This window comes from Pseudomonas sp. MWU12-2319 (assembly GCF_023242525.1).
Taxonomy (GTDB): domain Bacteria; phylum Pseudomonadota; class Gammaproteobacteria; order Pseudomonadales; family Pseudomonadaceae; genus Aquipseudomonas; species Aquipseudomonas gingeri_D.
In genome coordinates, this window is sequence record NZ_JALJES010000009.1 from 275,706 (window position 1) to 299,807 (window position 24,102).

The 24,102-nt window shown below is 62.8% G+C and carries 21 protein-coding genes; 7 read left to right on the top strand and 14 right to left on the bottom strand.

Features of this window, described 5'->3' with window-relative positions:
* Positions 1 to 9: 9 nt before the first annotated feature.
* Both hbdH and M5C01_RS16945 read left to right on the top strand, forming a co-directional pair.
* A complete protein-coding gene (gene hbdH, locus M5C01_RS16940; protein WP_103495335.1) occupies positions 10 to 780 on the top strand; it encodes a 3-hydroxybutyrate dehydrogenase in 771 nt (256 codons plus the stop codon).
* 163 nt (positions 781 to 943) lie between these two features.
* Positions 944 to 2,899: an acetoacetate--CoA ligase gene (locus tag M5C01_RS16945; protein WP_152740284.1), complete on the top strand. Its 1,956-nt coding sequence runs from the start codon at positions 944 to 946 to the stop codon at positions 2,897 to 2,899.
* Between the two features lie 41 nt (positions 2,900 to 2,940).
* Here the strand turns inward: M5C01_RS16945 and M5C01_RS16950 are convergent, their stop codons facing one another.
* From M5C01_RS16950 to M5C01_RS16965, 4 genes are all read right to left on the bottom strand, one after another.
* On the bottom strand, positions 2,941 to 4,452 hold the full coding sequence (locus M5C01_RS16950) for a tyrosinase family protein (protein WP_152740283.1): 1,512 nt from the start codon (positions 4,450 to 4,452) through the stop codon (positions 2,941 to 2,943).
* A 98-nt stretch (positions 4,453 to 4,550) separates the two neighbouring features.
* A complete protein-coding gene (locus M5C01_RS16955) occupies positions 4,551 to 5,054 on the bottom strand; it encodes a hypothetical protein (RefSeq protein ID WP_152740282.1) in 504 nt (167 codons plus the stop codon).
* A gap of 111 nt (positions 5,055 to 5,165) precedes the next feature.
* Positions 5,166 to 6,449: a hypothetical protein gene (locus tag M5C01_RS16960; RefSeq protein ID WP_152740281.1), complete on the bottom strand. Its 1,284-nt coding sequence runs from the start codon at positions 6,447 to 6,449 to the stop codon at positions 5,166 to 5,168.
* A 256-nt stretch (positions 6,450 to 6,705) separates the two neighbouring features.
* A complete protein-coding gene (locus M5C01_RS16965; RefSeq protein WP_103494775.1) occupies positions 6,706 to 7,185 on the bottom strand; it encodes an Lrp/AsnC family transcriptional regulator in 480 nt (159 codons plus the stop codon).
* Positions 7,186 to 7,463: 278 nt separating this feature from the next.
* On the opposite strand from M5C01_RS16965, the gene M5C01_RS16970 reads away from it, so the two are divergent.
* Positions 7,464 to 8,570 carry an enoyl-CoA hydratase/isomerase family protein gene (locus M5C01_RS16970; RefSeq protein ID WP_152740280.1) on the top strand — a complete coding sequence of 369 codons (1,107 nt, stop codon included), beginning with the start codon at positions 7,464 to 7,466 and terminating at the stop codon, positions 8,568 to 8,570.
* A 3-nt stretch (positions 8,571 to 8,573) separates the two neighbouring features.
* A complete protein-coding gene (locus M5C01_RS16975) occupies positions 8,574 to 9,725 on the top strand; it encodes an acyl-CoA dehydrogenase family protein (protein ID WP_152740279.1) in 1,152 nt (383 codons plus the stop codon).
* Between the two features lie 76 nt (positions 9,726 to 9,801).
* Here the strand turns inward: M5C01_RS16975 and M5C01_RS16980 are convergent, their stop codons facing one another.
* The 6 genes from M5C01_RS16980 to M5C01_RS17005 form a co-directional block, all read right to left on the bottom strand.
* Positions 9,802 to 10,575: an enoyl-CoA hydratase gene (locus tag M5C01_RS16980; protein ID WP_152740278.1), complete on the bottom strand. Its 774-nt coding sequence runs from the start codon at positions 10,573 to 10,575 to the stop codon at positions 9,802 to 9,804.
* Positions 10,576 to 10,590: 15 nt separating this feature from the next.
* On the bottom strand, positions 10,591 to 11,718 hold the full coding sequence (locus M5C01_RS16985) for an acyl-CoA dehydrogenase (protein ID WP_103494771.1): 1,128 nt from the start codon (positions 11,716 to 11,718) through the stop codon (positions 10,591 to 10,593).
* 8 nt (positions 11,719 to 11,726) lie between these two features.
* On the bottom strand, positions 11,727 to 12,917 hold the full coding sequence (locus M5C01_RS16990) for an acetyl-CoA C-acyltransferase (RefSeq protein WP_103494770.1): 1,191 nt from the start codon (positions 12,915 to 12,917) through the stop codon (positions 11,727 to 11,729).
* An 11-nt stretch (positions 12,918 to 12,928) separates the two neighbouring features.
* Positions 12,929 to 13,696 carry an SDR family NAD(P)-dependent oxidoreductase gene (locus M5C01_RS16995; protein WP_152740277.1) on the bottom strand — a complete coding sequence of 256 codons (768 nt, stop codon included), beginning with the start codon at positions 13,694 to 13,696 and terminating at the stop codon, positions 12,929 to 12,931.
* Between the two features lie 47 nt (positions 13,697 to 13,743).
* A complete protein-coding gene (locus tag M5C01_RS17000; protein ID WP_152740276.1) occupies positions 13,744 to 15,390 on the bottom strand; it encodes an AMP-binding protein in 1,647 nt (548 codons plus the stop codon).
* A 128-nt stretch (positions 15,391 to 15,518) separates the two neighbouring features.
* A complete protein-coding gene (locus M5C01_RS17005) occupies positions 15,519 to 16,535 on the bottom strand; it encodes an AraC family transcriptional regulator (RefSeq protein ID WP_103494767.1) in 1,017 nt (338 codons plus the stop codon).
* A gap of 153 nt (positions 16,536 to 16,688) precedes the next feature.
* Here M5C01_RS17005 and M5C01_RS17010 point away from each other — a divergent pair, with 153 nt between their 5' ends.
* The 3 genes from M5C01_RS17010 to M5C01_RS17020 all read left to right on the top strand — a co-directional run bounded on the left by M5C01_RS17010 (position 16,689) and on the right by M5C01_RS17020 (position 20,075).
* Entirely contained in the window at positions 16,689 to 17,564 is an 876-nt protein-coding gene (locus M5C01_RS17010; protein WP_152740275.1) for an alpha/beta hydrolase, read from the top strand.
* A gap of 103 nt (positions 17,565 to 17,667) precedes the next feature.
* Positions 17,668 to 18,969 carry a dicarboxylate/amino acid:cation symporter gene (locus M5C01_RS17015; RefSeq protein ID WP_152740274.1) on the top strand — a complete coding sequence of 434 codons (1,302 nt, stop codon included), beginning with the start codon at positions 17,668 to 17,670 and terminating at the stop codon, positions 18,967 to 18,969.
* A 191-nt stretch (positions 18,970 to 19,160) separates the two neighbouring features.
* Positions 19,161 to 20,075: a LysR substrate-binding domain-containing protein gene (locus M5C01_RS17020; protein WP_103494762.1), complete on the top strand. Its 915-nt coding sequence runs from the start codon at positions 19,161 to 19,163 to the stop codon at positions 20,073 to 20,075.
* A 67-nt stretch (positions 20,076 to 20,142) separates the two neighbouring features.
* Here the strand turns inward: M5C01_RS17020 and leuD are convergent, their stop codons facing one another.
* The 4 genes from leuD to M5C01_RS17040 all read right to left on the bottom strand — a co-directional run bounded on the left by leuD (position 20,143) and on the right by M5C01_RS17040 (position 23,889).
* Entirely contained in the window at positions 20,143 to 20,757 is a 615-nt protein-coding gene (gene leuD / locus M5C01_RS17025; protein ID WP_103494761.1) for a 3-isopropylmalate dehydratase small subunit, read from the bottom strand.
* Positions 20,754 to 22,175 carry a 3-isopropylmalate dehydratase large subunit gene (leuC, locus tag M5C01_RS17030; protein WP_152740273.1) on the bottom strand — a complete coding sequence of 474 codons (1,422 nt, stop codon included), beginning with the start codon at positions 22,173 to 22,175 and terminating at the stop codon, positions 20,754 to 20,756. Before leuC ends, leuD begins: the two co-directional genes overlap by 4 nt.
* 198 nt (positions 22,176 to 22,373) lie before the next feature.
* Positions 22,374 to 22,874, bottom strand: coding sequence for a hypothetical protein (locus M5C01_RS17035; protein ID WP_152740272.1), 501 nt, complete (start codon positions 22,872 to 22,874; stop codon positions 22,374 to 22,376).
* A gap of 250 nt (positions 22,875 to 23,124) precedes the next feature.
* Positions 23,125 to 23,889 (bottom strand): SDR family oxidoreductase, encoded by a 765-nt coding sequence (locus M5C01_RS17040; protein WP_103494757.1) that lies wholly within the window; start codon positions 23,887 to 23,889, stop codon positions 23,125 to 23,127.
* Between the last annotated feature and the right edge of the window lie 213 nt (positions 23,890 to 24,102).

Sequence of the window (24,102 nt, forward strand, 5' to 3'; positions counted from 1 at the left end):
GAATCGACTATGAGTCTCAAAGGTAAAACCGCCCTGGTCACCGGCTCCACCAGCGGTATCGGCCTGGGCATCGCCCTGGGCCTGGCCCGGGCCGGGGCTGACGTGGTGCTCAACGGCTTCGGTGATGCCGGCGCGGTCATCGCCGAGGTCCAGCAGTTTGGTGGCCGGGTCGGCCATCACCCGGCCGATGTCAGCGACCCGGCGCAGATCGCCGAGATGTTCGCCTACGCCGAGCGCGAGTTCGGCGGGGTGGATATCCTGGTCAACAATGCCGGCATCCAGCATGTCGCCACCGTGGAAGAGTTCCCGGTGGAGCGTTGGGATGCGATTATCGCCATCAACCTGTCGTCGGTGTTCCACAGCACACGCCTGGCGCTGCCGGGGATGCGCGCCAAGGGTTGGGGGCGGATCGTCAATATCGCTTCGGTGCATGGGCAGGTCGGTTCCGTGGGCAAGGCCGCCTATGTCGCGGCCAAGCACGGGGTGATCGGCCTGACCAAGGTGGTGGGCCTGGAAACCGCCACGAGTAATGTCACCTGCAATGCCATCTGCCCGGGCTGGGTGCTCACCCCGCTGGTGCAGAAACAGATCGACGACCGTGCCGCCGGCGGGGTCGATCCGCAACAGGCGCAACACGATCTGCTGGCGGAGAAACAGCCATCGCTGGAGTTTGTCACCCCGGCGCACCTGGGCGAGCTGGTGCTGTTCCTGTGCAGCGAAGCCGGTAGCCAGGTGCGCGGCGCGGCGTGGAATATCGATGGTGGCTGGTTGGCACAATAGTTGATTGCCTGGCACCCGCTCTCGAAAACACCACCACACCTGTAGGAGCAGGGCTTGCCCGCGAAGCTTTTGGCGTTCTCGCGGCCCCCTTCGCGAGCAAGCTCAGCTCCCACAATGATCGTGCACTGCCAAAGATCGGTTAGAAAAAAACAAGGTAAAGACCATGGCCGAAGTCCTCTGGCGCCCCGGCGCCGAGCGTGTCAGCAAGACCCGGATCGAAGCGTTCCGGCGCCTCGTCAATCATCGCCACGACCTGCAACTGGACGACTACCCCGCCCTGCACCGCTTCAGCATCGAGCGCCGGGAGGACTTCTGGCAGGCCATCGTCGACTTCTTCGACGTCGAATTCCACAGCCCGGCCAGCGCGGTACTGCACGAAGGCCCGCAGATGCCCAGCGCCCAGTGGTTCCCCGGGGCCACCCTGAACTTCGCCGAACACCTGCTGCGCCGCCGCGACGAGCACCTGGCGGTGGTCGCCGTCAGCGAAGACGGACGCCGGGAGACCCTGACCCACGGCGAACTCGCCGCCCAGGTCGCGGGTTTGCAAAAAAGCCTGCGGGCCGCCGGTGTCGGCCTCGGCGACCGGGTCGCCGCCTGCATGCCCAACACCTGGCAAACCCTGGTGGGCATGCTCGCCACCACCAGCCTCGGGGCGATCTGGTCCTGCTCCTCGCCGGACTTCGGCACCCAGGGCGTGATCGACCGCTTCGGCCAGATCGAACCCAAGGTGCTGATCACCTGCGCCGGCTATCGTTATGCCGGCAAGCTGATCGACCAGACCGCCAAGCTCAACGAAATCCTCGAACGCCTGCCCGGCTTGCAGCAACTGGTGATCGTCCCTTACGCCCGTCCCGAAGCGCGCGCCGAAGACTTCCGCACCCAGGCCAACGTGGCGCTATGGAACAACTTCTACCAGGCCGGCGGCGATCCCGAATTCACTCCCGTGCCGTTTGCTCATCCGCTCTACATCCTCTATTCCAGCGGCACCACCGGGGTGCCCAAGTGCATCGTTCACAGCACCGGCGGGGTTTTGCTGCAACACCTCAAGGAGCACGGCCTGCATGTCGACCTGGGCCGTGACGACTGCCTGTTCTACTACACCACCTGTGGCTGGATGATGTGGAACTGGCTGGTCTCGGGCCTCGCGGTCGGCGCCACCCTGGTGCTCTACGACGGCTCGCCGTTCCACCCCGGCCCGCAACGCCTGCTGGACCTGATCGACAGCGAAGGCATCACTGCCTTCGGCACCAGCCCCAAATACCTCGCCGCCCTGGAGGACGCCGGGCTCGTACCACGCCAGAGCCATCGGCTGGACAGTTTGAAAACCCTGCTGTGCACCGGCTCGCCGTTGTCGCTGCGCAGCTACGACTACGTCTATCGCCAGATCAAGGAGGAGCTCTGCCTGTCCTCCATGTCCGGCGGAACCGATATTGTTTCCTGCTTCGTCAGCGGAAACCCGACACTGCCCGTGGTGCGTGGCCGGATGCAGAGCAAGAGCCTGGGCATGGCGGTGGAGGTCTGGGACGACAACGGCCAGCCGGTGCTCGATGCCAAAGGCGAGCTGGTCTGCACCCGGCACTTTCCGGCCATACCGGTGGGTTTGTGGAACGACCCCCGGGGCGAGAAGCTCAAGGCCTCCTATTTCAGCCAGTTTCCCGGAGTCTGGGCCCAGGGCGACTATGCCGAAGAATTCGCCGACGGCGGGATGGTGATCCATGGTCGCTCCGACGCCGTGCTCAACCCCGGCGGCGTGCGCATCGGCACGGCGGAAATCTATCGGCAGGTGGAAAAGGTTGAACCGGTGCTGGAGAGCATCGCCATCGGCCAGCAATGGCAGAGCGATGTGCGGGTGGTGCTGTTCGTCCGTCTGCGCGAGGGCGTCGAACTGGACGAGGCCCTGGAGCAACAGATCCGCCAGGTGATCCGCGCCAACACCACGCCACGACATGTGCCGGCGAAGATCCTCGCGGTCACGGACATTCCGCGCACCCTCAGCGGCAAGATCGTGGAACTGGCGGTGCGTAACGTAGTGCACGGGTTGGCGGTGAAAAACACCGACGCCCTGGCCAATCCCGAGGCGCTGGAGCAGTTCAGAGATAGGACGGAGCTCCAGTCCTGACGCATACGACAGGAGCCGGCTGACCGGCTCCTGCCAACGTGCTAGACCGCCAGGGACTGCAATGTGATGCTGCCAATCGTCGGCTCGGTGCCCGGATTTGGCTCACCGATGGGTACCAGGGTCACCGTGGGCGCGGCTTCCAGTCCCCCAGCGGCGAGCAGCCCGTGTATGCGCTCGCCGACCAGGAAGCTCACACGCGTGGAAGAGGCATGATGCCCGCCATGCATGCCCTGCATACCCACCCCGAACATACTGATGCCGCCCACCAGATACTCCGGTGTCGGCGCGGCCCCGGCCGGCAACCCCAGATAGACCAGGTAGTTGTTGCCTGGCTCTCCGTTCGCGTCGATGGCATCGAACGACAAGGCGTAGACACTGTTGGAAGGCAGCGCCTTGAGCTGCGCACCAAAGGATTGCTTGAGCGCATTGACGGCGACGGGCACCTGCAAGGCCACGCTGGTGGCCTTTCCACCCAAGGCGATCGCCTTGGCCGTGGCGCCAGGTGCGACACTCTCGGCACGCAGCTGGAAGTTTTTCTGAGCGGAGGGAAACGGCAGGCTGCCCTTGGGACGCTCGGCATACTCCGCATAAACGTAGGGATAGGCCAGGGTCGTCGTGTCGAGCACTTCCGACACCTTGACCTTGACGCCCTTGCCCGCCCCATCGGCAAAGACCCAGGTCTCGTTCAGGAAGGCACTGTCATTGGGGTTCTTTCCGCCGCTCTTGTTCCAACTGGCCCAGATACGGTCGATATTGGCATGGTGCAGCCAGAAAATCGGATCGTTCGCCGCCCAAGGGACCTGGCCCATACCTTTCTGATTGCCGACATCGCCATGCAGGGCGCCGTGGGGGTTGCCATTGATGTTGGAACAGAACCCCGCCACCGTACCCTTGTCGGCGTAGTTGGGCCATTTCATGCAGGACAAGTCGAGCGGGTTACCCGCATCGACCACGGGTTTACCCGCATTCGACCCCGGGTTGCGATCGGGACGATACAGGGGCCCCCAGACGGGGTCCTTCTCCAGCAGAAACTGCTTGGGCATGACACTGTAGTTGTTGCCGCTGGCGCTGTAGGGACCGGTATAGTCCCAGTACGGCAGTGTGAAATCGGGCCGGCCCGAAACAGCGCGGATAATCTGCTCGAAATACAACACATACATACGGTGCCACGGCAGAAAGGCATTGGAATTGACACCCTTGCTGGCGTGGGGCTCGCAGGTCCACCACATGGCCTTCGCCAACTCCTTGTTCGGACTGCTACCGGGGCCGTACATCTTCTCGATGGTCTCCGCCTTGGGTCGATCGCCGGGCATGGCATGGGTGTACCACTGGAAGGTCCAGGACAGCGGATCCCTGGGATCCTTGGCCATCATCTTCTTCACGGCATCGGCATAAATCGCCAACATCTTCTGCCCTTCCTGGGACAGCACGTTGTAACGCACCAGGGTCTTGCCTGGGGCCGCCCAGGCGTTTTTCATAAGACCGAACGGCAGCATCGCCATCCCACCGCCCACCAGCCCTGCTTTCAGCACCTTCCTTCGACTGACAGTCATATTCACTCCTTGAGCCGTACGAATTGATCTCCACAATCAACAGCACGCTCAGAGTAGCAGCGAAGGGGTTTTCCTCCAGAAAAGTGGGAACCTTTACATCAGTCAGATGTCATGATGATCGAAATATGCTCGACCCGCGGCGAATAGCCCGGCTCTTCGGGGCGCACAGGAATGAAGGTCAAGGTAGGCGGCTGCGTCAACCGCCCGGCATCGCGCAAGCGGACCAGCGCCTGGTCGAGCAGAAAGCTGAGCCGTTTGGGATTCTCGGCCACGTAGCGGTCGGGGGTGTCATAAAAATTCAGCCCCCCCAGGTAGCCGGGATCATCAACGCCGGGAATGCTGTCCCGCGGCAAATCAAGGTAGAGATGATAGGCGACCGCCGGCGCCTCGGCCGCCCAGATACCGGACAAGGCCAGGACCAACGGCCCTCGCCCCATCCAGGACGCCAACCCTTGATCAGTGGGCGTCGATGCCTGCAATTCGACCTGCGTCCTTCCGACGCCGAGTTCGACCGGCTGCACAACGTCATAGAGCATATCGTCCGCCCAAGCCGTAGAAGACAACGCGAGGATCACGCCAAACAACAGGCTGAAACGCCACATACCCACCTTCCGAAACAGAGCGTTTTTTTACATCCGCTGCTCTTTACTATGGCACCCCCATGCCCGCGCAGCGATCTGGCAGCCCAACGGTCGTGTGCCCGTGCAGGCCCATCAGCCCCGGTAACGCAACACCACTGCCCTGAAACTGCCGAACAACGAATGGCCGGCCACCAGGATCCGCTCATCGTCCTGCACCGCCAGGCTGGTGACAGTGTCCAGGCTGTGGCCCAGGCTCGTGCGCACCCAGCCGCGCCCACCGGCGAAGTCCCGGTCCAGTTGGCCGTCGGCCAGGTAACGCGCCAGTACAAAGTCCGAGCCAAAGCCCATCAGCGTCGAGCCCGCCACCAGAATCGATCCGTCGGCCTGGACCACGAGGTCGGCCCAAAGACTGCCCGGGGTATCGAGCTCAAGCATCGCCGCATCCGCATCATTAAAACCGGAGTCCATGCCGCCGTGGGCGCTGAACCCCTGCAAGGCACCGCGCATGGGATTGAAACGGTTGCCGACACAGAGCAGTCGCCCTTCATTGCCAGCCGCCAGGTTTGTTACCAGGGAGCTGGCCCCGGCAAAGCCGAACGAGAGAAACCCCAGGTCGCCAAAGTCATGATCGAGACGACCGTCGGCCTCGTAGCGCACCATCAGTCCCAACTGGGGAAAGCCCACCGAGCCACCCACCAGGATCTTGCCGTCGACCTGGACCCGGACGCAGCTCAGCCAGGAGTTCATCAACAAATGCCGCACCACGACAAACCCCCGCCCGTTGAACGCCGGGTCCAGGGTGCCGTCGGGCTGAAGACGGATCAATAATCCGACATAGTCGGCGAAGGTGTAGGTGTGGTTGGCGATCAGCAGGATCTTGCCGTCCTCCTGCACCACGCCCGCGCAGGCCTCGACGCCCGGCAGGCCTGGTGGTAACCAGCCGTCCCGCGGGCCCTCGGCGAGGCCGCCGGGCAAGCGCAGCACCTTCACGCCCTGGTCGCCGAAGGTCGGATCCAGGCGTCCATCGGCGTCAAACCGCGCCACGCCCGGCAAGGTATGCTCGTCGTCCAGGTAGTGCAGGCCGAACAGCAGGATACGTCCATCGGCGAGCAACTGCACGCTACTGGCCATGGCCTCGATACCGGCTTGGAAGCTACCGCAGACAAAACCGCCGTCACCGAAGGAAGCGTCCGGCGCACCATCCTCATGCAGGCGGGCCAGACCAAAACGGCAACCGTCGGCAAAACCCACTTTGAGTGCCACCAGGACCTTGCCATCGGCACAGGCCACTACGTCATTGGCCAGGCTCGACAGACAACCGGGGAACTGCAACCTGACCGTACCCGACTGCCCAAACGTCGAATCCGCTTCGCCCGCCGGGCCAAGTCGATAGCCTCGCAGTCCCTCCAGTATCATGAGCGGGTCCTCCCTGGGAGTGGCGCCCTTCCATACCGTGCCGGCAGGTGGGGCTGCCGGCTATTCAATCGTTCATCGCCGCGCCCCACAACTGTCAGAAATGACAGTTCTACCGCTTTTCCGAGCCAGAACACTGACTTTGCAGCCCTTTTTCATTCCCCCGGGCATCCGAAACATTTTCAGGCCAAGAACAGGGTTGGCAGATGACGGTTGATCGACAGGTTTTTCGACGCGATCCCCCTCCAGGCAGCACCCGCTATTCCATCGAAGTCTTGACCATGGCCAACTCGGGATGACTGACCAATTTGTCGATATGCAGCTCCGGGTCTTCCAGCCAGGTTTCCGTCAGGACCCGATAATGCTCCATGTCGCGGCAACGCATGCGCAGGCTGTAGTCGAACGCACCGCTGATCAAGTGACACTCCAGCACCTGAGGGCAGTCTCGGGTCTTGGCCTCGAAGGCCTTCTGCGCCGCCCGCCCGCTCTGGTTCGACAACGCCACCAGCACCAGCAGCGACAACCCCGCCGAGAGTTTCTTCTCGTCGATAATCGCCCCATAGCCGCGGATCACACCCAACTGCTCCAGCTTGCGCACCCGTTCCAGGCAAGGTCGGGGGGTCAGGTGCACACGTTCGGAGAGTTTCTGGTAGGTGATACGCCCATCGTGGCGCAGCACCTCGATAATTGCCTGGTCGATACGATCCAGAATGATCGACAGGTCACGAACATCCGCCATAAATGGCTTGCCTCACTTCAAACGGTCAGAGAGAAACGCTTGCAGTCGTCTGCTTTGCGCGGGGTCCTGCATCCGCGCATTGTACGGCCTTGTTCGCGTTGAAGCCCAGGCACGACTAAGGTCTAGGGGCGGCATCTGCACACCGAATCGATCCAGGCAAAAATGCAGATTCGACCTGCGAATATTCGGGTTGTACACGGCAAATTTGCACTGCTACGATCGGGTATCGTTCGCCCGCCGAACACATCAAAAAAGATAATAAAAGCAGGGAGTTAGCAATGACTGCTCGGGTTTCATCCTCCGCCACCCCGGACCTCGACACCTCCGGCGCCGATGTCCTGGCCGACGTGCGCAACCATATCGGTCACCTGACCCTCAACCGCCCCGCCGGCCTCAACGCCCTGACCCTGGACATGATCCGCGCCCTGCAGCAGCAGCTCGACGCCTGGGCCCACGACCCCGAGGTGAACGCGGTGGTCTTGCGCGGTGCCGGTGAGCGGGCCTTCTGTGCCGGTGGCGATATCCGTTCGCTGTATGACAGCTACCAGAGCGGCGGGCGCCTGCACGAAGATTTCTTCGTCGAGGAATACGCCCTGGACCTGGCGCTCCACCACTACCGCAAACCAGTGCTGGCGCTGATGGACGGCTTTGTCCTCGGTGGCGGCATGGGCCTGGTACAAGGCGCCGACCTGCGGGTGGTCACCGAGCGCAGTCGCCTGGCCATGCCGGAAGTCGCCATCGGCTATTTCCCGGATGTCGGCGGCAGTCATTTCCTGCCGCGTATTCCCGGCGAACTGGGCATCTACCTGGGGGTCGCCGGCGTACAGATCCGCGCCGCCGACGCCCTCTACTGCGACCTGGCCGACTGGTACCTGACCAGCGACAAACTGGCCCAACTGGACGAACGCCTCGACCGCTTGCAGTGGCACGAAACACCGCTCAAGGACCTCCAGGGCCTGCTGGCCAAACTCGCCGTGCAAACCCTGCCCGATGCGCCGCTCGACGCATTGCGCCCGGCCATCGACCACTTCTTTGCCCTGCCGGATGTGCCGAGCATGGTTGAGCAACTGCGCGAAGTGACCGTCGCCGACAGCCATGAATGGGCCCGGGAAACCGCCGACCTGCTGGAGAGCCGCTCGCCCCTGGCCATGGCCGTCACCCTGGAAATGCTCCGCCGTGGCCGCCACCTGAGCCTGGAGGACTGTTTCGCCCTGGAACTGCACCTGGATCGCCAGTGGTTCGACCGTGGCGACCTGATGGAAGGCGTGCGCGCCCTGCTGATCGACAAGGACAAGTCCCCGCGCTGGAACCCACCGACCTTGCGCGAACTGGATGCCGAACAGGTCGCCAGCTTTTTCCATGACTTCGAGACGAGCGGGAACTGAACCATGCACGATATCGAACTGAGCGAAGAACAAGTGATGATCCGCGACATGGCCCGGGACTTCGCCCGTGGTGAAATCGCCCCCCATGCCCAGGCCTGGGAAAAAGCCGGCTGGATCGACGACGACCTGGTCGCCAAGATGGGCGAGTTGGGCCTGCTGGGCATGGTGGTGCCCGAGGAATGGGGCGGCACCTATGTCGACTACGTGGCCTACGCCCTGGCCGTGGAAGAAATTTCCGCCGGTGACGGGGCCACCGGTGCGTTGATGAGCATTCACAACTCGGTCGGCTGCGGGCCGGTTCTCAATTACGGCAGCCAGGCCCAGAAAGAAACCTGGCTGGAACGCCTCGCCACCGGCCAGGCCATCGGCTGTTTCTGCCTCACCGAACCCCAGGCCGGCTCCGAGGCCCACAACCTGCGAACCCGTGCCGAACTGAAGGACGGCGAGTGGGTGATCAATGGCGCAAAACAGTTTGTCAGCAACGGCAAGCGCGCCGAGCTGGCGATTGTATTTGCCGTCACTGATCCGGAGTTGGGCAAGAAAGGCCTCTCGGCATTCCTGGTGCCCACCGATACGCCGGGCTTTATCGTCGACCGTACCGAACACAAGATGGGCATCCGCGCCTCCGATACCTGCGCGGTGACCCTCAACCAATGCCGCGTGCCTGAAGCCAACCTGCTGGGCGAACGCGGCAAGGGCCTGGCCATTGCCCTGTCGAACCTGGAAGGCGGTCGTATCGGTATCGCCGCCCAGGCACTGGGCATCGCCCGGGCAGCGTTCGAAGCGGCGCTGGCCTATGCCCGGGAACGGGTGCAGTTCGACAAGCCGATTATCGAGCACCAGAGCATCGCCAACCTGCTGGCCGACATGCACACCCGGATCAATGCCTCACGCCTGCTGATCCTGCACGCGGCGCGCCTGCGCAGTGCCGGGCGGCCGTGTTTGTCGGAGGCTTCACAGGCCAAGCTGTTTGCCTCGGAAATGGCCGAGAAGGTCTGCTCCTCGGCCATGCAGATTCATGGTGGGTACGGATATCTGGAAGATTATCCGGTGGAGCGCTATTACCGCGATGCGCGGATCACCCAGATCTATGAAGGGTCCAGTGAGATTCAGCGGATGCTGATCGCGCGGGAACTGAAGCACTACCTGGTGTAACTGCAGAGCACGGCCTTATGGCGAGCGGGCAAGCCCGCTCGCCACACTCACCCACCCTACCCAATCATCCTGCGACTCAACTGTCCTTGAACTGCGCCTCACGCTTGGCGATAAACGCCGCCATGCCTTCCTTCTGATCCTGGGTGGCGAACGCCGCGTGGAATACCCGGCGCTCGAAACGCACACCTTCCGACAGGCTGACCTCGAAGGCGCGGTTGACGCTTTCCTTGACCATCATGCTGATCGGCACCGATTTGCTGGCAATCAGTGCCGCGACCTTCAGCGTTTCCTCAAGCAGTTCATCGGTCGGCACGATCCGCGCCACGATCCCGCAACGCTCGGCTTCCACCGCATCGATAAAACGCCCGGTCAGGCACATGTCCATGGCCTTGGCCTTGCCCACCGCGCGGGTCAGGCGCTGGGTGCCGCCCATGCCCGGCAGCACGCCGAGGTTGATTTCCGGCTGGCCGAACTTGGCGTTGTCAGCGGCCAGGATAAAGTCGCACATCAGGGCCAGCTCGCAACCGCCGCCCAAGGCAAAACCGGACACCGCGGCGATAATCGGCTTGCGCCGGTTGGCCACCCGGTCGCTGTCGCTGAACAGGTCGTCGAGGTAGATCTGCGGGTAGGTCAGCTCGGCCATTTCCTTGATATCGGCCCCGGCCGCAAAAGCTTTTCTCGAGCCGGTCAAGACGATGCAACCGATGTTCGGATCGGCTTCCAGGGCGTCCAGCGCCTGGTTCAGTTCGCTGACGAGCTGCGCATTCAGGGCGTTGAGCGCCTGGGGGCGGTTCAGGGTAATCAGGCCGACACGGTCCTTGATGTCCAGCAGAATGGTTTCATAACTCATCGATAGATTCCTTGATCACAGGTTGCGCGAAATGACCATGCGCTGAATGTCACTGGTGCCTTCGTAAATCTGGCAGACCCGCACGTCGCGGTAGATCCGCTCCAACGGGAAGTCGCTCAAATAGCCATAGCCACCCAGGGTTTGCAAGGCTTGGGAGCAGACCTTCTCGGCCATTTCCGACGCGAACAGCTTGGCCATGGAGGCCTCCACCAGCGCCGGCTTGCCACTGTCACGCAGGGCGGCGGCGTAATGCACCATCTGCCGGGCCACGGCGATCTGGGTGGCCATGTCCGCCAGGCGGAACGCCACGGCCTGGTGCTCGATCAGTGCCTTGCCGAAGCTTTCCCGCTCGCGGGCATAGTCGCGGGCGGCCTCGAAGGCGGCACGGGCCATGCCCACCGATTGCGCGGCGATACCGACACGGCCACCTTCCAGGTTGGCCAGGGCGATGCGGTAACCCTCGCCCTCCTCGCCCAGGCGGTTGGCCACGGGCACCTTCACATCCTCGAAGAGGATCTGGCAGGTGTCGGAGGCATGCTGGCCGAGCTTGTCCTCGACCCGGGCAACAATATAGCCAGGCGAGTCGGTAGGCACGATAAAGGCACTGATACCACGCTTGCCCGCGGCCGGATCGGTCACGGCGAAGACGATCACCACCCCGGCGTTCTGCCCGGAAGTGATGAACTGCTTGCAGCCGTTGAGCACGTAGTGGTCGCCCTCAAGCCGGGCACGGGTCTTCAGGCCGCTGGCATCGGAGCCGGCTTGCGGTTCGGTCAGGGCGAAGGCGCCGAGCATGGCACCGCTGGCCAGTGGCGGCAGGAAACGGGCTTTCTGCTCCTCGGTGCCGAACTTGAGGATCGGCACGCAGCCGACCGAATTGTGCACGCTCATGATGGTCGAGCAGGCACCGTCGCCAGCGGCGATTTCTTCCAGGGCCATGGCATAGGCCAGGTAGCCGGTGTCGCAGCCACCCCACTGCTCCGGGACCAGCATGCCGAAAAAGCCCAACCCGGCCATTTCGCCGATGGCCTCCTTCGGAAAGCGGTGCTCGCGGTCCCATTCGGCGGCGAAGGGTTTCAGGCGTTCCTGGGAAAAATCCCGGGCCGCTTCGGCGATCTGTTGTTGTTCATCGGTGGGTAGCATGGGAACTCCTAGTACAGGCACTCGACGGCCATGGCCGTGGCTTCACCGCCGCCGATGCAAATGGCCGCGACCCCGCGCTTCAGGCCGTTCTGGCGCAGGGCCGAGAGCAGGCTCACCAGAATCCGCGCGCCGGACGCACCGATCGGATGGCCCAGGGCACAGGCGCCGCCGTGAACGTTGACCTTGTCGTGGTGCAGTTCCAGCTTCTGCATGGTCACCAGGGTGACCACGGCGAAGGCTTCGTTGATTTCAAAGCGATCGACCTGATCCAGGGACCAGCCGGTTTTTTTCATCAACTTCTGAATGGCGCCTACTGGTGCCACCGGGAACAGCCCGGGGGTATCGGCGAACGCCGCATGCCCGCGAATCACAGCCAAGGGCGTGAGACCCCGTTTCTGCGCTTCGGACTGACGCATCAGCACCAACGCCGCCGCGCCGTCGGAAATCGAACTGGAGTTCGCCGCCGTGACCGTACCGCCCGGACGGAACGCCGGCTTCAGGCTGGCGATCTTGTCCAGCTTGGCCTTGGGCGGCTGTTCGTCGTCGCTGATCAGCCGCTGCTCCTTGCCCACGGTAACCGTCAGAGGCACGATTTCCGCGCGGAAACGGCCCTCGCTGATCGCGGCTTGCGCACGGGTCAGTGAGGCCACGGCAAAGGCGTCCTGGGTTTCACGGCTGAAACCGTGGGTCTCGGCGCAGTCCTCGGCGAAGGTGCCCATCAGGCGACCCTTGTCGTAGGCATCTTCCAGGCCGTCGAGGAACATATGGTCGAGCACCTGGCCGTGGCCCATGCGGTAGCCGCTACGGGCACGGTCCAGCAGGTATGGCGCGTTGGACATGCTTTCCATGCCGCCGGCCACCACCACCTCGGCGCTGCCGGCCACCAGCATGTCGTGGGCGAGGATGGTCGCCTCCATGCCGGAACCGCACATCTTGTTCAGGGTGGTGCAGCGGGTCGACTTGTCCAGCCCGGCGCCGAGGGCCGCCTGGCGAGCCGGGGCCTGGCCGAGACCGGCGGACAGCACGCAGCCGAACAGCACGTGCTCGACTTCGTCCGACGCCAGTTCCGCGCGCTCGACGGCGGCACGGATCGCCGCAGCGCCCAGTTGCGGCGCGCTGAGGCTTTTCAGGTCGCCCTGGAAGCCGCCCATGGGGGTGCGTACGGCACTGACGATAACAATGGGATCGTTGCTGGTCATGATCGTTTCTCCTATTTCGCGGCCATGCGCAAGGCGCCGTCGAGACGGATCACCTCGCCATTGAGCATGCTGTTTTCAATGATATGCCGTACCAGTGCGGCGTACTCGCCGGGCTTGCCCAGGCGCGGCGGGAACGGCACGCCGGCCGCGAGCGAAGCGCGGACTTCCGGGGTCATGCCGGCCATCATCGGGGTTTCGAAAATGCCTGGGGCGATGGTCATGACGCGGATGCCGAAACGTGCCAGTTCACGGGCCGCCGGCAGGGTCAGGCTGACAATGGCGCCCTTGGACGCGGCGTAGGCGGCTTGGCCGATCTGGCCGTCATAGGCGGCGGCGGAGGCAGTATTGATGATCACCCCGCGCTCGCCGTCGGCATTCGCCTCGGTTTCGGCAATGGCCGCGGCAGCCAGGCGCAGCAGGTTGAAGCTGCCGATCAGGTTGACATTGATCACCTGGCTGAAGCTTTCCAGCAGGTGCGGGCCGTTCTTGCCGAGGATCTTCTCGCCGCGCACGATACCGGCGCAGTTGACCAGGCCATGCAAGCCGCCAAAGGCTTCGACCGCAGCCTGTACCGCCGCCTGGGCCTGGGCTTCCTGGGTGATGTCCGCGACCACGCTACGGGCTTGCGCACCGAGCTTTTTTGCCTGGGCGGCGACGGCCTCGGCATTGAGGTCCACCAGCATCACCCTGGCGCCGGCGGCCACCAGCATTTCAGCGGTGGCCGCACCGAGGCCGGAAGCCCCGCCGCTGACCATGAAAGCCTTGTCTTGAATGTCCATTGCAGTGTCCTTCGTTAAAACCGTCAATAATTCTGATGAACCTGTATTCAGGTCGCGGCCTGGGCCTTGGCAATTTCCTGATTGCGCAAGATAAAACGCTGCAACTTGCCGCTCGGGGTCTTGGGCAACTCGTCGACGAATTCGATTTCCCGTGGATAGGCATGGGCCGCCAGGCGCTTGCGCACATGCAGGCGTAACTCCTCGGCCAGCTGCGGCTCGGCACGGTAGCTCGCACTGAGCACGACAAAAGCCTTCACCACTTCGGTGCGCTCCGGGCAAGGCTTGCCGACCACCGCCGCCTCCACCACCGCCGGGTGCTCCACCAGGGCGCTTTCGACATCGAACGGGCCGACCCGATAGCCCGAAGTGGTAATCACATCATCGCTACGCCCTACAAAGCTGATGCTGCCGTCCGGATTCAGTTCCACGGTGTCACCGCTGAGGTAGTACTGGCCAACGAAAGCCTTGGTCTCGAACCCCTGGTAGCCGTTGAACCAGAACATCGGCGATTGGGAACGATCCAGCGCGAGAATCCCCGGCTGCCCGACATCCAACTCGCGCTGCTGCTCATCCAGCACCACGATGCGATGCCCGGGCGAGGCGAACCCCGCCGAGCCGATATGCACCGGGTGCTCAAGGCCGTGGTGATTGCACAGCACCATGCCCATTTCGGTCTGGCCGTAATGGTCGAGAATGGTCACCCCCAGGTTATCGGCGAACCAGCGGATCACCTCCGGGTTCAGCGGCTCGCCGGCGCTGCTGACCGCCCGCAGGCGGCCCTTGACCTTGCTGGCGAACGCTTCGCCGGCGGCAATCAGCAACCGGTAGGCGGTAGGTGATCCGGTGAGGTTGGTGATGCCGTATTTCTCGATGATCCGGCAGGTGCTTTCCACCGTGAACGGGCCATCGTAGAAGGTGATCGGGTGACCCATGCCCAGCGGCCCGGTGATGCCGAAATACAGGCCATAAGCCCAGCCCGGATCGGCGACATTCCAGAACGCATCTTCAGGGCGCAGGTCAACTGCATCGCGGGTGTAGTTCTGGAAGGCGATGATCGCCTTGAGCGGCACCTCCAGGGGTTTCGCCGGGCCGGTGGTGCCCGAGGTGAACATCAGCAGAAATGGGTCTTCGCCGGTGAGCAGCACCGGTTCGCAGTAAGCCGGGTAGTTGTCCAGTTCGGCCCAGAAGCTGAAATCACCACGCACGATGCCCTGCCCCTTGGGGCCGCCGACCGTGACAATGGCCGGGCAATCGGCGACTTCGCTGAGTTTGTCGCGGTTGGCAGCGTCGGTGACCACCAGCTTGGCCCCGGAGCCGCCCAGGCGGTGTTCGATGGACTTGGGGCCAAAAGCGGTAAACAGCGGCTGGTAGACGGCGCCGATGCGCCAGGTGGCGAACAGCGTGATCAGGAGTTCGACATTGCGCGGCAACAGCGCGGCGACCTTGTCGCCACGGCGCACGCCCTGGGTGAGCAGGAAGTTGGCGAAACGCGCGGCCTTGTCCTGTAATTCACTGAACGTGTAGATCGCACTGCTGCCGTCGCGGCCTTCCCAGAACAGCGCGATGCGCCCCGGCAAGGCATACCGGTCGCAGCATTCGACACAGGCGTTGAGCGCCGTCAAAGTCCCTTTCAGGCCCGCTTGGGCCGCTTGCTGATAATCGAAGTCCGCAGTGGCAGTCTGATAGTCGCGCATGTCCAGAATCTCTCGGTCTTGTTATTGGAAGGAACCGTAGAAAAATCCTGGAAATAGTCGCGCTGTCAGGGACTTGGGACAATGGTCAAAGCTTTCAACCTGATTGACTGGTTTGGCCAATAAGCGGTCTAGTGCGCCTCGTTGAGGATCAGGCTGCGGTAATGTCCCGGGTTGGACCCGGACCATTTGCGAAAGGCCTTGTAGAACGAACTGGCGTCGGCGAAGCCCAGCCGGGTGGCGATCTCGGCGAAGCTGATCGACGGCTCCGCCAGCCAGGCAATCGCCCACTCCTTGCGCACGCTGTCCTTGAGGCCCTGGTAGGTCTGCCCTTCTTCCGCCAGCCGCCGGCGCAGGGTCGAGGCCGACATGCACAATTGCACGGCCAGCCCTTCGGTTTCCGGCCAGTCTTCAGCCGGCTGTTGGCGCAGGTCCTGCTTGATCCGACTGGCCAGGCTCTGGGCATCGCGGTACTTGACCAGGATATTGGCCGGCGCCAGCGCCAGGAAGCGTTGCAGTTCCTCGGCACTGCGCTTGATCGGCAGGTCCAGGCAGTCGGCGGAAAAGATCATCCGGGTGCGCGGCCGGTCAAAACGCAGGTTCTCGGAAAACATCACCCGATAGTCCTCGCAGTAATCCGGTTCGGCACAGCGCAGCTCGATGGCCAGGATCGGGATACGCCGCCCGGCCAGCCAGCAGGCCACGCCGTGGACGATCATCCAGTAGGCGAAATAGGTAAACGGCCGTCGCCCCTCGCCTTCCGGCTCCAGCAGGACGATTTCCGCCAGGCTTTGCTGGCGCACCAGTTGAGCCGGCAGACGCTCAAGCATCAACGACAGGAAATCCAGCACCGAGTCCAGCCCGGCCGTCACCGTCGGCTGCGCCATGCCGGCGCGGCACAGGTAGGCGAAACTGCCGGCGCGCAGCTTGCGCGGGTCCATGCCGAAGAATTCATCATCGTTGCGCCGCGCCAACAGGCGCCACAAGCGCGCATAGTCACTGGCCGGCACCCGGGCATCAGGCTGTTCCAGCAGCGTCGAGTCGATCCCGACCTTGTCCAGCACCTGCACGGTGTCCGCACCGGGGGCGCAACTCTGCAACAGTGCCTCGTGCACCAGATGGATGGAGATGGTGTCTTTTTCCGACATTGGCCGTCACTCAAGCCCTGTGCTGATCCGTGTGTCGCTATCTTAACAGTGCCGCGACCCAACACACTTCATGAACAGGCGCACCACGCTTTGCGCCTTGCCCCGTGCGCTGTGGGTCTTAGGATGTACGCAACAATCATAAGGAGTCACTCCATGTTCGCCGGATTCCAGAAAGACCAGCGCCACGTCAACGGTGTGGACATTGCCTACCGCATCGGCGGCAGCGGACCGGGCCTGCTCCTGCTGCACGGCCACCCGCAGACGCATGTCATCTGGCACAAGATCGCAGGCGAGCTGGCCAAGCACTTCACCGTGGTCGCCGCCGACCTGCGCGGCTATGGCGACAGCGCCCGACCTGCAGCCGACGAACAGCACCTCAACTACTCCAAGCGCGAGATGGGTCGCGACGGCGTGGCCCTGATGGACTCCCTGGGTTTCAGCGAGTTCTCGGTCCTCGCCCACGACCGCGGCGCCCGCGTTGCCCATCGCCTGGCCCTCGACCATCCCCAGGTGGTGCAACGCATGGTGTTGCTGGATATCGCCCCGACCCTGTCGATGTACACCCAGACCGACGAAGCCTTTGCCCGCGCCTACTGGCATTGGTTCTTCCTGATCCGTCCGGCACCGCTGCCGGAAACCCTGATCGAAGCCAACCCGGAACAATACCTGCGCAGCGTGATGGGCAGCCGCAGTGCCGGCCTCAAGCCCTTTACCGGCGAAGCCTTCAGCGAATACCTGCGCTGCATCAGCCTGCCCGGTAGCGCCCGGGGCATCTGCGAAGACTACCGCGCCAGCGCCACCGTAGACCTGGAACACGACCGCGCCGATATCGAGGCCGGACGCCAGTTGAATATGCCGTTGCTGGCGCTCTGGGGCGCCGAAGGCACTGTCGGCCGTTGCTTCAATCCGCTGCACGAATGGCAGCAGGTGGCTACCGATGTACGCGGCAAGGCCCTGCCCGGCGGGCACTACCTGGCCGAAGAAATCCCGGAACAGCTGCTCGGCGAAGTCCTGACCTTCCTGCGCTGAACAGCCTGACGCAAAGGACCTGATCCACCCCCTTCCCCCTGGGCCGCCGCCAACGACCCAGGACGGGATCGGCTTGCCCAAAAACTGTGACGAGATAATAACAATGACAATCCGCAAACTGCTGGGAACCCTGTATATCCAGGTGGTCATCGCCATCGTGCTGGGGGTGCTGATCGGCAACCACTGGCCGCAGACCGGCATCGACCTCAAGCCCCTGGGCGACGGTTTCATCAAACTGATCAAGATGATCATCGGCCCGATCATCTTCTGCACCGTGGTCTCCGGCATCACCAGCATGCACGACGTGAAACAGGTCGGGCGGGTTGGCGGCAAGGCCCTGCTGTATTTCGAAATCGTCTCCACCTTCGCCCTGGCGATCGGCCTGGTGGCGGCCCATCTCCTGCACCCCGGCTCGGGTTTCAACGTCGACGTAAAAACCCTCGACACCTCGGCCATCGCCAACTTTGTCGGCCAGGCCCAGCATGGCGAAGGCATCACCGGCTTCCTGCTGCATGTGATCCCCACCACCTTCTTCGACGCTTTCTCCCAGGGCGAAATCCTGCCGGTGCTGTTCGTCTCGATCCTGTTCGGCCTGGCGCTGGTGATGGTCGGTGAAAAGGCCCGTCCGCTGGTCGGCGTGATCCACCAGGCCAGCGAGGTGTTCTTCCGTATCGTCGGCATGATTGCCCGGGTGGCGCCCATCGGCGCGTTCGGCGCGATGGCCTTCACCATCGGCAAATACGGCCTGGGCTCGTTGCTGCCACTGATGAAGCTGGTGGGCACCTTCTACCTGACCGCCTTCATCTTCATTACCTGCGTACTGGGCAGCATCGCCCGTTATGCCGGTTTCAGCATCTTCCGCCTGCTGGGCTACATCAAGTCGGAACTGCTGATCGTGCTCGGCACCAGTTCGTCGGAGTCGGCCCTGCCGCAGCTTATCCAGAAGCTGGAAAGCCTGGGTTGTTCCAAGGGCGTGGTGGGCATCGTGGTGCCCACCGGCTACACCTTCAACCTCGACGGCACCAATATCTACATGACCCTGGCGGTCATGTTCCTGGCCCAGGCGACCAATATCGACCTGACCCTGGAGCAGCAACTGACCCTGCTGGCGGTGACGATGCTCACCTCCAAGGGCGCCGGTGCGGTGGTCGGTGCGGGGTTTGTCGCCCTGGCCGCGAGCCTGGCGGTGGTGCCGACCGTACCGGTGGCGGCGATGGTGCTGATCCTCGGGGTGGACCGCTTTATGGCCGAGTGTCGCTCCCTGACCAATATCATCGGCAACGCCGTCGCCTCGCTGGTGGTGGCCGCCTGGGAAGGCGAACTGGACCGCAGCAAGATGGCGCCGATTGCCCTCAGGCGCGGGCGCAAGGCATTGGCCGAGGCCGATACCGCGGCGCTCAAATAATCCACGCAACGCCGCGGATCCTTGTAGGAGCTGGGCTTGCCCGCGAAGCTTTTGGCGATCCTGATGGCCTCTTCGCTAGCAAGCCATGCTCCTACAGAAGGCCCGTAGCCTTCAAGCTCGCGACGATCCTCGGCCCTGCCCATCCAATGCTATTCTGGCGGCTCCTGCCGCCAGCGTTCGTTGCTTTTCCCATGAGCCAAAAGAAAGACACCGTGCCCCTGCCCGAAGACCTGCGCGTATTCCTCACCGTTATCCGCAAGGCCGGCTTTGCCGCCGCCGCCGATGAACTGGGACTGTCGCCCGCCTACGTCAGCAAACGTATCCAGATCCTCGAAACCACCCTCGCCACCCGCCTGCTGCACCGCACCAGCCGACGTATCGCCCTGACCGAGGACGGCGAGCGAGTGCAACGCTGGGCCGTGCGTATTCTCGAAGATTTCCAGCAACTCAACGACGAACTCTCCGAAGCCCACGACAGCCCCAGCGGCCGCCTGCACCTGTGCAGCAGCTTCGGTTTCGGGCGCAATCATGTGGCTCCGGCGCTGTCGCTTCTGGCAGAGCGTTACCCGGACCTGGAGATCCGCCTGGACCTGTTCGACCGCGTGGTGGACATCGTCAGCGAAGGTTTCGACCTGGAAATCCGCGTGGGCGACGATATTCCCGGCCAGCATATCGGCCGGCGCCTGGTGAGCAATCGCCGGGTACTCTGCGCGGCACCGGCCTACCTGGAACGGCGTGGCACACCGCAGCAGTTGAGCGACCTGGAGCAACACGATTGCCTGGTGCTCAAGGAGCGTGACAACGCCTTCGGTATCTGGAATCTGGAGCGCGACGGCAGCCAGGACAGCGTGCGGGTGCGCGGCCCGTTGTCGTCCAACAGCGGTGAGATTGTCTTGCAATGGGCATTGGATGGACGCGGCATCCTGCTGCGCTCGCTGTGGGACGTCAAACCGCTGCTGGAACAGGGGCGACTGGTGCGGGTGCTGCACGACTACACCCAGAGCGCGAATGTCTGGGCGGTGTACCCGACGCGGCTGGCGTATTCGGGGAAATTGCGGGTGTGTGTGGAGTTCTTGCAGGAGCATTTTCGACAGCTGTCGATCTAGCTGCCGTCGGGACTCACCACATGACTCTCATGTGATGAGTCCCCTGAATCGGTGAACCGGCCCCGGCTCAGCTCAACCAGGGATTGGCCTGCAAATGCGCCCGCTCGAACGCCCTGATCTCCTCACTGCGCTGCAAGGTGCTGCCAATGGCATCCAACCCCAGCATCAATGCCGTCTTGCGCAACGTATCGATCTGGAACTCGATCACACTGCCATCCTGCAAACGGATCTGCTGACTCTCAAGGTCAATGGTGATCTCGGCACTCTGCGGCTGGCTCACCACCTGCCCCAGGCGCTGCGCCGTCGCCTCGTCCAGGGTGATCAACAGCACCCCGTTGCGCTGGCAGTTATCGTAGAAAATCCCGGCGAAACTGCTGCCGATCAATGCCCGGATCCCCACTTGCTTCAAACCCCACACCGCATGTTCACGGCTGGAACCGCAACCGAAGTTCGGCCCCACCACCATGAAGCTGGCACCTTTCCAGGCCGGCTGATTCAGCACGAACTCAGGATTGGGTTCACCTGACGGCAACACTCGCAGGTCGAAGAACAAACCACGGTCCAACCCATTGCGATCGATCCCCTTGAGGAACTGCTTGGGCATGATCACATCGGTGTCGATATTGGCCGCCAGCATCGGCGCGGCCTTGCCGGTGACTTGGGAAAACGGCTGCATGCTCATGGCCTTGGCTCCAGATGGCGAATATCGGTCAGGTGTCCGGCAATGGCGGCCGCGGCCACCATCGCAGGGCTCATCAAATGCGTACGAGCCCCGGCACCCTGGCGCCCTTCGAAATTGCGGTTGGTGCTGGAGGCGCAGCGGTCGCCCGGCTCCAGCACGTCATCGTTCATCGCCAGGCACATCGAGCAACCCGATTGCCGCCACTCGAAACCGGCGTCGATAAACACCGCCGCCAAACCTTCGGCCTCGGCCTGATCACGCACCTGGGTCGAGCCCGGCACAATCATCGCCCGCACATGCTTGGCCACGTGTTGACCACGCACCACACGGGCCGCGTCACGCAGGTCCTCGATCCGCGCATTGGTGCAGGAACCGATAAACGCATGGCTGATCACGATCTCGTTCAGCGGCATGCCGGCTTCCAACCCCATGTAATTCAGGGCGCGGCGCATGTCCTGGCGCAGGATCAGGTCGCTGATATCTTGCGGGTCCGGCACGTTCGCCCCGATGGGCGCGGCCTGGTCCGGGCTGGTGCCCCAGGTGACCATGGGTTCCAGCGCGCAGGCATCCAGTTCGACTTCACGGTCGAACTGCGCGCCGGCATCTGTGTGCAGCTCCCGCCAACGGGTCACGGCCTGCTCCCACAGTGCGCCCTTGGGTGCCCGGGGTTTGTCCTTGAGGTAGGCGAAGACTTTCTCGTCGGGCGCCATAAAGGCCCCTCGCGCGCCCGCCTCCACCGCCATATTGCAGATGGTCATGCGCGCTTCGACGCTCAGGGCATCGATGGTCGAGCCGCGGAACTCGATGGCATAACCGGTGGCCCCGGAAGCGCCGATCTTGCCGATCAGCGCCATGATCACGTCCTTGGACGTCAGGCCCGGCGCCAGTTCGCCGCTGGCCGTTACTCGCATCGTTTTCAGGCGCTTATAGACCAGCGTCTGCGACGCCAGCAGATGTTCGATCTCCGAGGTACCGATACCGAAGCCGAACGCCCCCAGGGCACCATAGGTGGTGGTGTGGCTGTCACCGGCGGCGACCACCATGCCCGGCAGGATAAAGCCCTGCTCCGGAGCGATCACATGCTCGATACCCTGGCGTTTGTCGAGCACATCGAACAGTTCGATACCGAAGTCGGCGCAGTTTTCGGCCAGGTACGACACCTGGCGGGCACCGCCGGCGTCCGGCATGGCGGCGACGCGCTTGGGCGCGGTGGGGTTGACATGGTCGACCACGGCCAGCGCGGTTTCCGCGCGCCAGACACCGCGCCTGGCTTCGCGCAGGCCGCTGAAGGCTTGCGGGCTGGTGTATTCGTTGATGACCTGACGGTCGATATACAGCAGGACATGGCCCTGGTCATCGAGGCGACACACCGTATGGGAATCGATGTGCTTGTCGTAGAGGGTTCTTGTTTGAGTCATGGTGGCGCTCGCAGAAATGAAAGTACGCGAGGCTGTCGGATCACGGGCAGGCCGACAGGCGTCACCGTCATCATAGGCGGCGGGAACGGACCATCAATGGCGGGAGGGTGATGGCTGGGAACATGGATCGTGTTTGATCGGCGCTTGCGTTGCGCAAGCGCCTGGCCGACGAAGACGGCCATCAATACCGCAAGGGTTTCAGACTTTCGTATTGATCGACATGCTGGCGCCGGAACTGGCGAACTGCTGCAGGTTCAGCAGCACGTTAATCGCCTTCTTGTATTCCGGGATCATATGGTTGGAGAACTGGTCATTGGAGCTGCCGCTTTGCAGCGTGCTGATCTGGCTGGCGAAATAGTCCAGCGCGTTGAATTTCTCGCCCGACTTGCCTTTCGCCCCGGCGCTGGACAGCAGGCCGGCGGTGGTGGCGCTGATCAGGCCATTCTCCTGGAGGATACTGCTGTACTTGGCCAACTGATCCGGAGTGACCGATTTCGGGTCGAAGCCCTGGAACTGCGACTGCAGCTTGTCCTTCTGCATCTTCGTGGTGTCGAGGGCGGTCGGGTCCCTCGGGATGTTGTTGAGCACCTGCTTGTTCTTGATTTCCTGCAGGTTGGCGTTCTTCGCATCGGAGGCCTTGCGCTCAAAGACCCGGGTGCTGAGCGCCGTGGCCCAGGCGACTACTGATCCGCCGCTCATGCCCGACCTCCGGCCATACGGGCGAGGGTGGTGTCACCGTGCTGCTGAGGTCCTTTCAAGGCGAGCATATGCAGTGTCCTGTCAAAGAGAGAGAAAAGAGATGATTCCAGTCATGTAACATGAATGTACAAATATACAATCTTTGTTACAGATCGCCCATCGAAAAGATGTATTGGAATTGTGGGGAGGCCTGAGACCGTCAACGGACGCCTGGACCTCGGCAGGCGCCCGTGGAAACAGGAAGCGCTGATTACGTCCGATTAATGGAAACGCCACCATCGACCATCAAACTCGATCCCGTGGTGAAACTCGATGCTGCAGAGGCGAGGTAGAGCGCTGATCGCGCAATCTCCTCTGGCAGTGCCAGGCGCTTTAGCGCATGTAGTCCTTCGACGAAGGCACGGGCTTGCGGGGTATTGGTGGCGGCGCGTCCCATAGGAGTATCCGTGCCTCCCGGTAGAAGGGCATTGGCTCGGATGCCATGCAAACCATACTCGACAGCGATCACTTGCATCAGGCCGATCAGCCCGGCCTTGCTGGCCGCATAGGCTCCCATTCCCGGGAAGCCGGCGGTGTGGCCAACGAAGGTCGATGTAAATATGATGGAACCGCCGCCGCGCTTTAGCATCGCTGGGATCTGATATTTCGCACCCAGGAACGCACTGGTCAGGTTTGTATCGAGAATGGCATTCCAGGCATCAGCTGAAATATCGGGAACCGATGCACTCTCCCCTGTCGAACCGGCGTTGTTGAAGGCAATATCGAGCCCGCCAAAACGACCGACGGCGATCGCCACCAATGTTTGCGCGAGTTTCTCGTCTTTGATGTTTCCTGCGACGGCAATCGCTTCGCCTCCGCCATTTTCAATCTCGGCGACAAGTGAGTCCAGCTCGACTTGACGGCGCGCCGTTACGACGACTTTCGCGCCCTCCTTCGCGAATAACTTTGCCGTCTCGTAGCCAATGCCTGAACTCGCACCCGTTACAATTGCCACTTTTCCTGATAACTGTTTCATTTTCCAAGCCTTGCATCAATTCCATTTCGGAACCTCAGCCTAGTGACGCGGCGCTCTGCGACCTATCCGTTTCTTGCTGTCACATTCAGCGATCTCTTTCATCTTGTCGCCCTCCCGATAAGGATCAAAATGTTAAAAAGGGGGCAGTTCAGACTGTGTGAAAACGCAGTCCGCCGCGGTTTAAAGCAAATGCCCCGACTTGTCGGGGCAGTT